Raw genomic sequence first — 13,513 nt, 5'->3', positions numbered from 1 at the left:
GCGTCAGCCCGCTGCCAGGGCGGCCAGCACCAGCTGGCAGCTGCGCTGACAGTAGCTGACCAGCACGACACGAATCTTCGGCATATCCCGCGCCACCACTGCGCCAAGCAGATCGCCGAACAACGCCAGGTAGTCACCCATGTCAGCCTTGCGTTGCTCGAGCGCGATGAAATAGCTGCGGCTCATGGAAGGCTGCAGGTTCTCGACGGTTTCTTCGAGGTACGGGTTGCTGGCGAACGGGTAAGCCGCGCGCATGACATTGAAGCTCTCTTCGACGAATGCATTGACGTCCTGCTGCTCGAAACTGGCCTGCAGGCGCTGTTGTATCTGCAGAAACGGTGCAAGATCCTCTTCGGTCTTCCAGCGCTCGACCACCGCGTTGGCCAGCAGAATGTACAGCTCGCTCATCAGGCTGCACAGGCTGGTGACGTTATGTGCGTTGAGCACCGTGACCTGTGCGCCACGACGCGGCAGGATCACTACCAGGTGGCGGCGCTCCAGAATCAGTAATGCTTCGCGCACGGAGCCACGGCTGACGTTCAACGCCTGCGTGACTTTCTGTTCCTGGATACGCTCTCCAGGCTTGAGCTCACCGCGAATGATCCGCTCGGCAAGATGATGAGCAATTTGCTCAGCGAGGCTGTCCGGGGCCTTGAACGTCATGACTATCCTTCAGAAAAAACCAGTTCCGCATGCAAGTCGCGGAGTGTATCTCAACCGGCACGGGTGGCGCAGGGCCATAAACGCGGAAACTGGCACGAAATACGCAAAACCTTGAATCACAGCCGACAGGCGATTCAAGAACCAGAGGCTCTTTGATCGGCAGATTGCCGAAAAACTCAATTTCCTGACTCGGAAGTCAGAAACAAATTGACCCAATAAACAGAGCTGATAGATTCATCGACATGTCTGATGACAATAAACGTGAGGGCTTTGCGCCGTGATTCAGTTCCTTTTGAACCAAGAGCTAAAAACCGAGCGCAGCCTGAATCCGAACATGACCGTGCTGACCTACCTGCGTGAGCAGGCACACAAGCCCGGTACCAAGGAAGGTTGCGCCAGTGGTGACTGTGGTGCCTGCACCGTCGTGGTGGGCGAGTTGCACAGTGACACCGACGGCGAGCAAACGCTGCGTTATCGCAGCCTCAATTCGTGCCTGACGTTCATGGCGTCGCTGCACGGCAAGCAATTGATCAGCGTCGAAGACCTCAAGCATCAGGGGCAGTTGCACAGCGTGCAGAAGGCGATGGTCGAGTGTCATGGCTCGCAATGCGGCTTTTGTACCCCCGGCTTTGTGATGTCGCTGTTTGCCCTGCAAAAGAACAGCAGCGAAGCCGATGCCCATCAGGCCCACGAAGCCCTGGCCGGCAACTTGTGTCGTTGTACCGGTTATCGCCCTATTCTGGCCGCCGCCGAGCAGTCTTGCGCGCAGCGCCTGCCGGACCAGTTCGATCAGCGCCAGACGCAAACCGTCGAACGCCTGCGCGCCATCGCCCCGGCCGGCACCGATGAACTGAATGACGGCGAAAAACGCTGCTTCATTCCGCTGACCGTGGCGGATCTGGCAGACCTCTACGACAGCCATCCACAGGCGCGCCTGCTGGCCGGCGGTACCGATCTGGCCCTGGAGGTCACGCAGTTTCACAAACAGTTGCCGGTGATGATTTACGTCGGACACATCGATGAAATGAAGGGCGTGAAGCGTTTCGATGACCGCCTGGAGATCGGTGCGGCAACCCCGCTGACCGATTGCTATGCAGCACTCAAGGCCGAATACCCGGACTTTGGCGAGTTACTGCAGCGCTTCGCCTCGTTGCAGATCCGCAATCAGGGCACGCTGGGCGGCAACATCGGCAACGCCTCCCCCATCGGCGACTCCCCGCCGCTGCTGATCGCCCTCGGTGCGCAGATCGTGCTGCGCAAAGGCAACAGTCAACGCACCCTGGCGCTGGAAGACTATTTCATCGACTACAAGGTCACGGCCCGCCAGGAAAGCGAGTTCATCGAAAAGATCATCGTGCCCACCGCCACTTCGCGGCAGACCTTCCGCGCCTATAAAGTCTCCAAACGGCTGGATGACGACATCTCGGCGGTCTGCGCGGCTTTTCGTCTGACCCTGGAAGACGGCGTCATCCGCGAGGCGCGCATAGCGTTCGGTGGTATGGCGGCGATTCCCAAGCGTGCAGCGGCCTGCGAACAGGCGCTGATCGGGCAACCATGGAGCCATGCAACCGTCGAGCGCGCCTGCGCGGCACTGAGCGAGGACTTCACCCCACTCTCGGATTTCCGGGCGAGCAAGGAATACCGCCTGTTGAGTGCGCAAAACCTGCTGCGCAAGTACTTCATCGAGTTACAGACCCCAGCCGTTCCAACGCGGGTGACTGACTATGTCTGAGCATTCCTCAAACAGCACCCAGGCGGAGATGCTGGCGGTATTTCAGCAGGGTCTGAACACCGGCGTGGGCCGCAGCGTCAAGCACGACAGTGCCGACAAACACGTGTCCGGCGAAGCGGTGTACATCGATGATCGCCTGGAATTTCCCAACCAGTTGCACGTGTACGCACGCCTTTCCGACCGCGCCCATGCGCGCATCGTCAGCATCGATACCTCGCCCTGCTACGCCTTCGAAGGTGTACGCATCGCGATTACCCATCAGGATATTCCGGGGCTCAAGGACATCGGGCCGTTGCTGCCCGGCGACCCGCTGCTGGCCATCGACAAGGTGGAGTTCGTCGGACAACCGGTGCTCGCCGTGGCGGCTCGCGACCTGGACACTGCACGCCAGGCGGCGATGGCGGCGATCATCGAATACGAAGACCTGCAACCGGTGCTGGATGTGGTCCAGGCCCTGCGCCAGAAACACTTCGTGCTCGACAGCCATACGCACAAGCGTGGCGACTCTGCCGCTGCGCTGGCGCGCGCAACCCACCGCCTGCAGGGCAACCTGCACATTGGCGGCCAGGAGCATTTTTACCTGGAAACCCAGATATCCTCGGTGATGCCGACCGAAGACGGCGGCATGATCGTCTATTGCTCGACCCAGAACCCCACGGAAATCCAGAAACTGGTGGCCGAGGTGCTGGGCGTGCCAATGAACCGCATCGTGGTCGACATGCGCCGCATGGGCGGTGGTTTTGGCGGAAAGGAAACCCAGGCGGCCAGCCCGGCCTGCCTGTGCGCAGTGATCGCCCGATTGACCGGCCAGCCCACCAAGATGCGCCTGCAACGTTTCGAAGACATGCAGATGACCGGTAAGCGCCACCCGTTCTACATCGAGTACGACGTGGGTTTCGATGATGACGGTCGTCTGCAGGGTATACAGCTGGATCTGGCCGGCAACTGCGGCTATTCGCCGGACCTCTCGGCGTCCATCGTCGACCGCGCCATGTTCCATGCCGATAACGCGTATTACCTGGGCGAAGCCACCGTCAACGGCCACCGCTGCAAGACGCACACCGCGTCCAACACCGCCTACCGGGGCTTCGGCGGCCCGCAGGGCATGGTCGCCATCGAAGAGGTCATGGACTGCATTTCACGTTTCCTGGGCAAGGACCCGCTGCACGTGCGCAAGGCCAACTATTACGGCAAGACCGAGCGTAACGTCACCCACTATTACCAGACGGTCGAACACAACCTGCTGGAAGAGATGACCGCCGACCTCGAGCAAAGCAGCCAGTACGCCGAGCGCCGCGAAGCGATTCGTGCGTTCAATGCCGGCAGTCCGGTTCTGAAAAAAGGCCTGGCGCTGACGCCGGTCAAGTTCGGCATCTCGTTCACCGCCAGCTTTCTCAATCAGGCCGGTGCGCTGATTCATATCTACACCGACGGCAGCATCCACCTGAACCATGGCGGCACTGAAATGGGCCAGGGCTTGAACACCAAGGTCGCGCAGGTGGTCGCCGAGGTGTTTCAGGTGGACATCGAGCGCATCCAGATCACCGCGACCAACACCGACAAGGTGCCGAACACCTCGCCCACTGCCGCTTCGAGCGGCACGGACCTGAACGGCAAGGCCGCACAGAATGCCGCTGAAATCCTCAAGCAACGGCTGGTGGAGTTTGCCGCCAGGCACTATCAGGTAAGCGAAGCGGAGGTCGAATTCCGCAACGGCCATGTGCGGATCGGCGAGCTGTTCCTGCCGTTCGCCGAACTGGCGCAATTGGCATGGATGGGCCAGGTGTCGCTGTCGAGCACCGGCTATTACAAGACGCCGAAGATTTTTTACGACCGCAGCCAGGCGCGTGGTCGGCCGTTCTATTACTACGCCTTTGGCGCAGCCTGCGTGGAGGTCATCGTCGATACGCTGACCGGCGAATACAAGATGTTGCGCACCGACATCCTGCACGACGTCGGCGCGTCGCTGAACCCGGCCATCGATATCGGTCAGGTCGAAGGCGGCTATATTCAGGGCGCCGGCTGGCTGACCACCGAGGAACTGGTGTGGAACGACAAGGGCAAGCTGATGACCAGCGGCCCGGCGTCCTACAAGATCCCGGCAGTGGCAGACATGCCGCTCGATCTGCGCATCAAGCTGGTAGAGAACCGCAAGAATCCGGAAGACACGGTGTTCCATTCCAAGGCCGTCGGCGAGCCGCCGTTCATGCTCGGCATCGCCGCCTGGTGCGCGATCAAGGACGCCGTGGCGAGTCTGGGCGACTACCGTCATCAACCGAACATCGACGCCCCGGCGACACCGGAAAAAGTGTTGTGGGGCTGTGAACAGATGCGCCAGAACAGCGCTGCGCGTCGCGCATCCAGCGAAGGCGCCGAGCCGATTGTTTCTGCCTCTTCACGGGCAAGTGAAGCTTCGCCAGGCTCGCCTTCACCTATTCAGGATGCCCCCGTGGGAGCGAGCTTGCTCGCGAAGGCGCCTGGCCTGGATCACTCTGTCCTGGAGCAGAAATGAACAACTGGATCAGCGCCCTGGCCGAGCTGCAGGCCCGTGGAGAACCCGGCATTCTGGTGACGATCATCGAGGAGCTGGGCTCCACGCCACGTAATGCCGGATCGAAAATGGTGGTCTGCGCCGAGCACATCCACGACACCATCGGTGGCGGCCACCTGGAATACAAGGCCATGGAAATCGCCCGCGAGATGCTTGCCAGCGGCACCCGGCAGACGCGCCTGGAACGTTTCAACCTGGGTGCAAGCCTGGGCCAGTGCTGCGGCGGCGTGAACGTGCTGTTGTTCGAACCGATGGGCGAGCCCGTCGCGCAGATCGCCGTATTCGGTGCCGGTCATGTCGGCCGCGCGCTGGTGCCGTTGCTGGCCAGCCTGCCCTGCCGGGTACGCTGGATCGACAGCCGTGAGCAGGAATTCCCCGAACAGATGCCCGAGGGCGTGACGAAGATCATCAATGACGAGCCGGTCGACGAGGTCGCGCAACTGCCGGTCGGCACCTATTGCATCGTGATGACCCACAACCATCAGCTGGATCTGGAACTGACAGCCGCCATCCTCACGCGTGGCGACTTTGGTTACTTCGGGCTTATCGGCTCGAAAACCAAACGGGTCAAGTTCGAACATCGCTTGCGGGAACGCGGTTTCGACGCCAGTCTGCTGCAACGCATGCGTTGCCCGATGGGCCTGGCCGAGGTCAAAGGCAAGCTGCCCATCGAGATCGCGGTGTCGATCGCCGCGGAAATAATCGCCACTTACAATGTCAGCTTTGGCCAACACACCGCCAACGCCGAACCTATCGCCAGACTGCTGCCTGCATCGCGCCGCAGTCAGTCGCAATGAGTTACAACGAGAGTGCCATGAGTTCAGTTTCCCGCCGTAAAGCCTACCGCGCCGCCATCGTTCACAGCCTCGCCGACCCGGCCGAAGTGGCGCTGGAAGCATCCTATGAATACTTTGCCGACGGCTTGCTGCTGGTCGAGGACGGCAAGATCGTTTCGGTGGGTCACGCTGCCGATCTGCTGGAGCGGCTCGCCGACGATGTCGAGCTGATCGAATACACGGACGCACTGATCACACCGGGGTTCATCGACACCCATATCCACTTGCCGCAAACCGGCATGATAGGTTCCTACGGCGAGCAATTGCTGGACTGGCTCAACACCTACACCTTCCCCTGCGAAAGCCAGTTCGCCGACCCCGCGCATTCGGCGCAGGTAGCCGACATCTTCATCAAAGAGCTGCTGCGCAACGGTACGACCACGGCGCTGGTGTTCGGCAGCGTGCACAAGGAATCGGTCGAGGCGTTTTTCAGCGCGGCGCAGGCACTTGATCTGCGCATGATTGCCGGCAAGGTGATGATGGACCGCAATGCGCCGGATTATCTGGTCGATACGCCAGAATCCGGGTATGCCGACAGCAAGGCACTGATCGAACGCTGGCATGGCAAAGGACGTTTGAGTTACGCAGTGACGCCGCGATTCGCGCCGACCAGCAGCCCGGAGCAATTGAGTCTGGCTGGCCAGTTGCTCACCGAGTATCCCGGCCTGTACTTGCAGACCCACATCAGCGAGAACCTTCAGGAGATCGAGTGGGTCAAGGCGCTGTTCCCGGAGCGCAAGCATTACCTGGACGTCTACGATCACTTCAACCTGCTCGGCGAGCGCTCGGTGTTCGCCCATGGCGTTCATTTGTGCGACGAACAATGCGCCCGACTGGCGCAGACCGGTTCGGCGATTGCCTTCTGCCCGACCTCCAACCTGTTTCTGGGCAGCGGCCTGTTCAACCTGCCGATGGCCGAGAAGCACAAGGTGAATGTCGGTCTGGGCACCGACGTGGGCGGCGGCACCAGCTTTTCGATTCTGCAGACCCTGAACGAGGCCTACAAGGTCATGCAGATGCAGGGCGCACGGCTCAATCCGTTCAAATCACTGTACCTGGCAACGCTGGGCGGCGCGCGGGCGCTGCGTCTGGAAGACAAGGTCGGCAGCCTGAAGCCCGGCAACGAGGCCGACTTCCTGGTGCTCGACTACAACGCCACCCCGCTGCTGTCGTATCGCTTGAAGCAGGCGAAGACTATCGAAGAGATTCTGTTCGTGCTGATGACCATCGGTGACGACCGGACGGTGAAGCAGACCTGGTCGGGTGGGCGATTGGTGCATGACAGAGGCTAGCACCTCGTTCCTCACGCCCCAGCGTGCCAAGAGGACGCAGAGCGTCCGGAACGGCATGACGACGCGGAGCGTCGCACGATAGTTGAATTACGACGCAGAGCTTCAGCACGAAGTTAAGATTATCGTTCCCCACGCTCCGTGGACTGCCCCCAAGAAGTTGGACACCAATCCGACCTAATGGGGGTGTTCAAATGGCCAAGTATTCAGAGCAATTCAAACTCACCGTCGTCAAAGCGTACCTTGAAGGCAACATCGGCTTTCGTAAGGTGGCCAGTCAGTTCTCGATCGATTTCAGCCTGCTTCGACGCTGGGTCGCCAATTACAAGAGCCATGGGCACACAGGCCATCGCAAGCCTGGTCTTCGGTACAGTAAAGCCTTCAAACGCTCAGTGCTTGAGCACAAGCGCGAGCACGGGCTGTCGCTTCGCCAGACCGCAGCGCATTTTGGTATTGGTGATCCTGGCCAAATAGTCATTTGGGAACAGCAGCATTACAGTGACGGTCTAGCCCCGCGTGTTCCCACAAGAAGAAAGCCTGCTGCCATGCCCAAGAAGCCTTATCCCACCGAACCCGTAACCGCTGACGATACGCACAAGACACGCGACCAGTTAATGGCCGAGCTTGAATACCTGCGCATGGAGAACGCTTACCTAAAAAAGTTGGAAGAGTTGAAGGAGCAGCAACGACGGCAAAAGAAAAAGCCCTGATCGTCAAACAACTGAGGAACCGGTTTCCGATGTGCGCCCTTCTGACGCTGGCGGGCCTGGCGCGCAGCACGTTTTACTATCAGGCTCAGGTGCAATCCAGACCCGATCCAGATGCAGCTCTGAAGCAGGAGATAGAGCGTGTTTATCACGAGGAGAGAGGTCTTTATGGGGCTCGGCGTATCACGGCGGTCATTCGCAACTCAGGCACGTTGGTCAACAAGAAGGTTGTGGAGCGATTGATGGCTGAACTGGGCCTGAGATCAGTTGTGCGACCCAAGAAGTACCGCTCCTATAAGGGCACCGTCGGGAAAATTGCGCCGAATTTGCTGGAGCGCAAGTTCACGGCGCAACGCCCGAACCAGAAATGGGTGACCGATGTGACCGAGTTTAAAGTGGCCAATCGAAAGCTGTACCTCTCGCCCGTGATGGACCTGTACAACGGTGAGATCGTGGCGTACGAAGTGTCTACCAGGCCGTGCTTTGAGCTGGTCACCAATATGCTGGACAAGGCTCTCCAGCAGTTGCAGGACGAGCCGAAGCTTGTGATGCACTCGGATCAGGGCTGGCAGTATCAACACGCGCAGTACCGTCAAAAGCTGGCGGTCAAGGGCGTGAAGCAAAGCATGTCGCGTAAGGGAAATTGCCTGGACAATGCCGCAATGGAAAGCTTCTTTGGTACGCTGAAGTCCGAGTTTTTCTATTTGAAACGATTTGAAAGCATAGAAGAGCTGAAGGCAGGTCTGGATGAGTACATCCGCTACTACAACAATGACCGCATCAAGCTGAAGCTAAACGGCTTGAGCCCCGTAAAATACAGGGCTCAGGCGGCGAGCTAAAACTGTCCAACTTTCGGGGGGCAGTCCACCGCGTGGGAATGCAGTTCACGACGCTCTGCGTCGCCAAGAGGACGCGGAGCGTCCGGAACGGCGTGACGACGCTCTGCGTCGCACGATAGTTGAATTACCGACGCAGAGCGTCAGCACGAAGTTAAGATTATCGTTCCTCACGCTCCGCGTGGGAATGCAGTTCGCGACGCTCTGCGTCGTCAAGAGGACGCAGAGCGTCCGGAACGGCATGCCGACGCGGAGCGTCGCACGATAGTTGAATTACCGACGCAGTTCAGCACGAAGTTAAGATTATCGTTCCCCACGCTCCAGCGTGGGAATGCAGTTCACGACGCTCTGCGTCGCCAAGAGGACGCGGAGCGTCCGGAACGGCATGACGACGCGGAGCGTCGCACGATAGTTGAATTACCGACGCAGCGCTTCAGCACGAAGTTAAGATTATCGTTCCCCACGCTCCGCGTGGGAATGCAGTTCGCGACGCTCTGCGTCGCCAAGAGGACGCGGAGCGTCCGGAACGGCATGACGACGCGGAGCGTCGCACGATAGTTGAATTACGACGCAGAGCTTCAGCACGAAGTTAAGATTATCGTTCCCCACGCTCCAGCGTGGGAATGCAGTTCACGACGCTCTGCGTCGTCAAGAGATTGAATTATCCAGACACCCTCAACGCACCGGCTTTTTCCGGCCCATGACGTGCGAGAACACCGCATGCAAATCATCCGAGGCGCTGTCTTCGTCAAGGTTGAGCTTGCTGTCGATGTGGTCCATGTGATGCATCATCAGTTCGACGGCCAGCGCTGCATTGCGGGCTTCGATGGCGTCGATCAGCTGGTTGTGCTCATCGTAGGAACAATGCGTGCGATTGCCGGTTTCGTACTGGGCAATGATCAGTGAGGTCTGCGACACCAGGCTGCGCTGGAAGCTGATCAGCGGCGCGTTCCTCGCGGCCACGGCCAACTGGAGGTGAAACTCGCCGGACAGACGAATACCGGCGCCCCGATCACCGCGAGCAAAGCTGTCGCGCTCGTCGCTGACCATCTGGCGCAGCTCGGCCAGTTGCTCGGCAGTGGCGTGCTCGACCGCCAGTTCAGTGATTGCCTTCTCGATCATGCGCCGCGCGAAAAACACCTGACGCGCCTCTTCGACGCTGGGGCTGGCAACCACCGCACCACGGTTGGGGCGCAACAGCACGACGCCCTCATGGCCCAACCGCGACAGGGCGCGACGAATGATGGTGCGGCTGACACCGAAAATCTCGCCCAGCGCCTCCTCACTCAGTTTGGTGCCCGGCGCCAGCCGCTGTTCCAGAATGGCATCGAAAACATGTTCGTAAACGACATCGTCCTGCGTGACGTTACGGCTTGAGCCAAGGCTGCGCGGCTGTTTCTTGAGAGGCAGGGACTGGTCGTTCATGGGCACTCGTGCGCAGGTGGATGGCGGCGTCGGGACTGGCGCATTGTACACAGGGCAAAAGCGCAGATACGCGCAAAAAAAAGCCCGCAGTGTGGGGCGGGCAAGAGGTATTCAGCTGCCCCTATACGTCGAGTAGCTGTACGGCGAGATTAACAGCGGCACATGAAAGTGTTCCTGACCTGCATCAATGCCGAAGCGCAGCACCACCTCATCGAGAAAGGCGGGCTCATTCAGGACCACGCCCCGCGCGCGGTAATAATCGCCAGCCTTGAAGTGCAACTGATAGACGCCGGATTGATAGGCCTCGCCCTGCAGCAGAGGCGCATCGCAGCGCCCATCGCTGTTGGTGAGCGCACTGACAATATGCAGCAACTGCTGCTCTTCGACCCGGTACAACTCGATGCGGATGGCGCTGCCCGGGCAGCCGTGGGCGGCGTCCAGTACGTGTGTGGTCAATTTTCCCAAAACTTCACTCCTTACATCCGGCCATGGTGACGCAGTGCACCAATGAAGTGCTCTACATCGTGCGATTGCGACCGATTAAGACACTTTCGGGAAAACCTGTACACAATAAATTCCTGATCGACCGACAGCCCGTATTCAAGAGGGTGGCTGGGCACGGGATGGGCCGAACCTTGAGGAAGCAGAGGAAAAATATCAGGTTTTTTATGATTAGCTGACCAGTCAGGCAGGTTTCTTGCTTGTTTTACTCTTGCCGACACGCTTCGGTGCAGAAACGTACAGGGTTACAAGCTGAAAATAAAATTGTATACAATCTTGACCCAGCAATGCCTCGACCGCGCCTGGCATTGCACCTGACTTAACGCAACCAACGCACCCCATGGACAAGAAGGAAGCTTGCAGTGAGCGCTGACTACCCACGCGACCTGATCGGTTACGGCAACAACCCGCCTCACCCACGCTGGCCGGGCAATGCGCGCATTGCCTTGTCTTTCGTGCTGAATTACGAGGAAGGTGGCGAGCGCAATATTCTGCATGGCGACAAGGAATCAGAAGCCTTTCTGTCCGAGATGGTTGCCGCGCAGCCACTCCAGGGCCAGCGCAACATGAGCATGGAGTCGCTGTACGAGTACGGCAGCCGCGCCGGTGTGTGGCGCATTCTCAAGCTGTTCAGACAGTTCGATATCCCACTGACCATTTTCGCCGTGGCCATGGCCGCGCAGCGTCACCCGGAGGTGATCCGCGCCATGGTCGCCGAAGGTCATGAGATCTGCAGCCACGGCTATCGCTGGATCGACTACCAGAACATGGACGAAGCCCAGGAACGTGAGCACATGCGCCAGGCGATCCAGATCCTCACCGAAATCAGTGGCGAACGGCCGCTGGGCTGGTACACCGGGCGCACCGGCCCCAACACCCGGCGCCTGGTCATGGAGGAAGGCGGTTTTCTTTATGATTGCGACACCTACGACGATGACCTGCCGTACTGGGAGCCGAACAACCCGACCGGCAAGCCGCATCTGGTGATTCCGTACACCCTGGACACCAACGACATGCGTTTCACCCAGGTGCAGGGCTTCAACAACGGCGAGCAGTTCTTTCAGTACCTCAAGGATGCGTTCGACATGCTGTATGCCGAAGGCGAAGACGCGCCGAAGATGCTTTCCATCGGCCTGCATTGCCGCCTGATCGGCCGCCCCGCCCGCCTCGCCGCACTCAAGCGTTTCATCGAGTACGCCAAAGGTCATGAGCAAGTGTGGTTTACCCGTCGTGTCGATATCGCCCGGCACTGGCACACTGAACATCCGTTTACCGGCAAGGCCGAGCAATGAGCACGTTCAAGACACTGACACCTTCAAGCCTGGGCCGGGATGCGTTCATCGCGGCCTTTGCCGATATCTACGAACACTCACCGTGGGTCGCGCAGCAGGCGTTCGACCAAAGCACAGGCGCGCAACTCGATCAGCTCGAGACCCTGCATGCGCGCACGAGCGCGATCCTGCTGGGTGCCACTCACGAGCAACAACTGGCACTGATCAATGCCCACCCGGACCTGGCGGGCAAGGCTGCCGTTCGAGGCGAGCTGACTCAGGCCAGTACCGATGAACAGGCCGGCGCCGGTATCCACCATTGCACGCCTGAGGAGTTCCAGCGCTTTACCGAGCTGAACGAGGCTTACAAGGCCCGCTTCGGCTTTCCGTTCATCATGGCGGTCAAGGGCAGCGACAGGCATAAGATTCTGGCGGCGTTCGAGCAACGCATTCACCACTCGCTCGAGGCCGAGTTCGCTTGCGCCCTGGCCGAGATCAACAAGATCGCACTGTTTCGTCTACAGGCGCTTTGAGCGTCGCAGTCATAACCGTATTCAGAAGGCAGACAAAGAGCATGAAAGTTTACGCCGCACCGTTCGAGAAGTTCGTGAACCTGGCCGACGCGCGTCTGGGCACCAAGATCCTTTCGGTCACCGATGACTGGTTCGCCGACGCCAACCGGCTGTTCCAGCCGACCCCGGCCGTCTGGAAAGAAGGTGTGTTCGACGACAACGGCAAGTGGATGGACGGCTGGGAGTCACGCCGCAAGCGTTTCGAAGGGTACGACAGCGCGGTGATTCGCCTCGGTGTGGCGGGAACCATCAAGGGTGTGGACATCGACACCTCGTTTTTCACCGGTAACTTCCCGCCTTCCGCATCGCTGGAAGCGTGCTTCCTGGCGTCGGGCGAGCCCGATGAAAACACCGCCTGGACCGAAGTGCTGCCGTCTGTGGAGCTGCAAGGCAACAGCCATCATTACCATGAGATCAGCAGCGATCAGGCGTTCAGCCACCTGCGCTTCAACATCTACCCGGACGGCGGTGTCGCGCGTCTGCGCGTGTACGGCGTGCCGCATCGCGACTGGTCGAAAGTCAGCGCGGACGAGCAGATCGATCTGGTTGCAGCACTCAATGGCGGCCGATCGATTGCCTGCTCCGATGAACACTACGGCAGCATGAGCAACATCCTCAACCCTGGTCGCGGCGTGAACATGGGCGACGGCTGGGAAACCGCGCGGCGCCGCACGCCCGGCAACGACTGGGTGATCGTGGCGCTCGGGCACAAGGGTGAAGTCGAAAAAGTCATCGTCGATACCCTGCACTTCAAAGGTAACTACCCGGACAGTTGCTCGATCCAGGGCGCCCTGGTCAAGGGTGGCACCGACAGCCAGATCGAAACCCAGAGCCTGTTCTGGCGCGAGTTGCTGCCCAGCCAGAAGCTGACCATGCACGCCGAACACGAGTTCGCCGAGCAGATCAAGGCGATCGGCCCGATCACCCACATCCGCCTGAACGTATTCCCGGACGGTGGCGTGAGCCGCCTGCGAGTGCTGGGCAAGGTGGCCAGGTAACAACGCATAAACTCTCGTTCCTACGTTCGGCGCTCATCATATACATAAGTCCTGGAGCGCCCTGAATAAAAGGCTGCCAGGCTTCTGCCCGAAGGGCGTAGGAGCGTCGCCCGGTCCGCTCCTACGGCCTCC

At 59.7% G+C, this 13,513-nt stretch carries 11 protein-coding genes; 8 read left to right on the top strand and 3 right to left on the bottom strand.

All coding sequences use genetic code 11. The features are described 5' to 3' along the window. Nucleotides 1-3 precede the first annotated feature (3 nt). On the bottom strand, nucleotides 4-663 hold the full coding sequence (locus KUIN1_RS09495; RefSeq protein WP_003405873.1) for a GntR family transcriptional regulator: 660 nt from the start codon (nucleotides 661-663) through the stop codon (nucleotides 4-6). Between the two features lie 277 nt (nucleotides 664-940). On the opposite strand from KUIN1_RS09495, the gene xdhA reads away from it, so the two are divergent. The 5 genes from xdhA to KUIN1_RS09470 all read left to right on the top strand — a co-directional run bounded on the left by xdhA (nucleotide 941) and on the right by KUIN1_RS09470 (nucleotide 8,617). Continuing rightward, nucleotides 941-2,395 carry a xanthine dehydrogenase small subunit gene (gene xdhA / locus KUIN1_RS09490; protein ID WP_116830977.1) on the top strand — a complete coding sequence of 485 codons (1,455 nt, stop codon included), beginning with the start codon at nucleotides 941-943 and terminating at the stop codon, nucleotides 2,393-2,395. Continuing rightward, nucleotides 2,388-4,907: a xanthine dehydrogenase molybdopterin binding subunit gene (gene xdhB, locus KUIN1_RS09485; RefSeq protein WP_152091954.1), complete on the top strand. Its 2,520-nt coding sequence runs from the start codon at nucleotides 2,388-2,390 to the stop codon at nucleotides 4,905-4,907. Before xdhA ends, xdhB begins: the two co-directional genes overlap by 8 nt. Next, entirely contained in the window at nucleotides 4,904-5,743 is an 840-nt protein-coding gene (gene xdhC, locus KUIN1_RS09480) for a xanthine dehydrogenase accessory protein XdhC (protein WP_024640636.1), read from the top strand. Before xdhB ends, xdhC begins: the two co-directional genes overlap by 4 nt. A gap of 17 nt (nucleotides 5,744-5,760) precedes the next feature. Beyond that, complete coding sequence (guaD, locus tag KUIN1_RS09475; protein ID WP_162886098.1) at nucleotides 5,761-7,074, top strand: guanine deaminase; 1,314 nt, start codon at nucleotides 5,761-5,763, stop codon at nucleotides 7,072-7,074. 191 nt (nucleotides 7,075-7,265) lie between these two features. Next, a protein-coding gene (locus tag KUIN1_RS09470; RefSeq protein WP_096127119.1) for an IS3 family transposase occupies nucleotides 7,266-8,617 on the top strand; the annotation gives its coding sequence in 2 pieces (ribosomal slippage) (nucleotides 7,266-7,725 and nucleotides 7,725-8,617; 1,353 coding nt in all). Nucleotides 8,618-9,289: 672 nt separating this feature from the next. On the opposite strand, the gene KUIN1_RS09455 is transcribed toward KUIN1_RS09470, so the two are convergent. Then, a complete protein-coding gene (locus KUIN1_RS09455) occupies nucleotides 9,290-10,039 on the bottom strand; it encodes a GntR family transcriptional regulator (RefSeq protein ID WP_003397271.1) in 750 nt (249 codons plus the stop codon). Nucleotides 10,040-10,150: 111 nt separating this feature from the next. Continuing rightward, a complete protein-coding gene (gene uraH / locus KUIN1_RS09450) occupies nucleotides 10,151-10,504 on the bottom strand; it encodes a hydroxyisourate hydrolase (protein ID WP_054092417.1) in 354 nt (117 codons plus the stop codon). 398 nt (nucleotides 10,505-10,902) lie between these two features. Here uraH and puuE point away from each other — a divergent pair, with 398 nt between their 5' ends. Genes puuE through alc form a run of 3 tightly spaced genes read left to right on the top strand, consistent with a single transcriptional unit; the run spans nucleotide 10,903 to nucleotide 13,381 of the window. After that, entirely contained in the window at nucleotides 10,903-11,832 is a 930-nt protein-coding gene (puuE, locus tag KUIN1_RS09445; RefSeq protein WP_024641045.1) for an allantoinase PuuE, read from the top strand. Continuing rightward, nucleotides 11,829-12,344 carry a 2-oxo-4-hydroxy-4-carboxy-5-ureidoimidazoline decarboxylase gene (gene uraD / locus KUIN1_RS09440; protein ID WP_152091953.1) on the top strand — a complete coding sequence of 172 codons (516 nt, stop codon included), beginning with the start codon at nucleotides 11,829-11,831 and terminating at the stop codon, nucleotides 12,342-12,344. The genes puuE and uraD overlap by 4 nt, the downstream gene beginning before the upstream one ends. Nucleotides 12,345-12,385: 41 nt before the next feature. Then, nucleotides 12,386-13,381 (top strand): allantoicase, encoded by a 996-nt coding sequence (gene alc, locus KUIN1_RS09435; protein WP_024641047.1) that lies wholly within the window; start codon nucleotides 12,386-12,388, stop codon nucleotides 13,379-13,381. The last annotated feature ends 132 nt before the right edge of the window (nucleotides 13,382-13,513 follow it).

This window comes from Pseudomonas sp. KUIN-1 (genome assembly GCF_009176725.1).
GTDB lineage: Bacteria > Pseudomonadota > Gammaproteobacteria > Pseudomonadales > Pseudomonadaceae > Aquipseudomonas > Aquipseudomonas fragariae.
This window is presented reverse-complemented; position numbering and strand designations above follow the sequence as displayed.

What these genes read in the sequence shown, in the direction of transcription:
- xdhB (WP_152091954.1), top strand. Translation starts at nt 2,388, where the DNA reads ATGTCTGAGCATTCCTCAAACAGCACCCAGGCGGAGATGCTGGCGGTA.
- guaD (WP_162886098.1), top strand. Translation starts at nt 5,761, where the DNA reads ATGAGTTCAGTTTCCCGCCGTAAAGCCTACCGCGCCGCCATCGTTCAC.
- uraD (WP_152091953.1), top strand. Translation starts at nt 11,829, where the DNA reads ATGAGCACGTTCAAGACACTGACACCTTCAAGCCTGGGCCGGGATGCG.
- xdhC (WP_024640636.1), top strand. Translation starts at nt 4,904, where the DNA reads ATGAACAACTGGATCAGCGCCCTGGCCGAGCTGCAGGCCCGTGGAGAA.
- alc (WP_024641047.1), top strand. Translation starts at nt 12,386, where the DNA reads ATGAAAGTTTACGCCGCACCGTTCGAGAAGTTCGTGAACCTGGCCGAC.
- KUIN1_RS09455 (WP_003397271.1), bottom strand. Translation starts at nt 10,039, where the DNA reads ATGAACGACCAGTCCCTGCCTCTCAAGAAACAGCCGCGCAGCCTTGGC.
- KUIN1_RS09495 (WP_003405873.1), bottom strand. Translation starts at nt 663, where the DNA reads ATGACGTTCAAGGCCCCGGACAGCCTCGCTGAGCAAATTGCTCATCAT.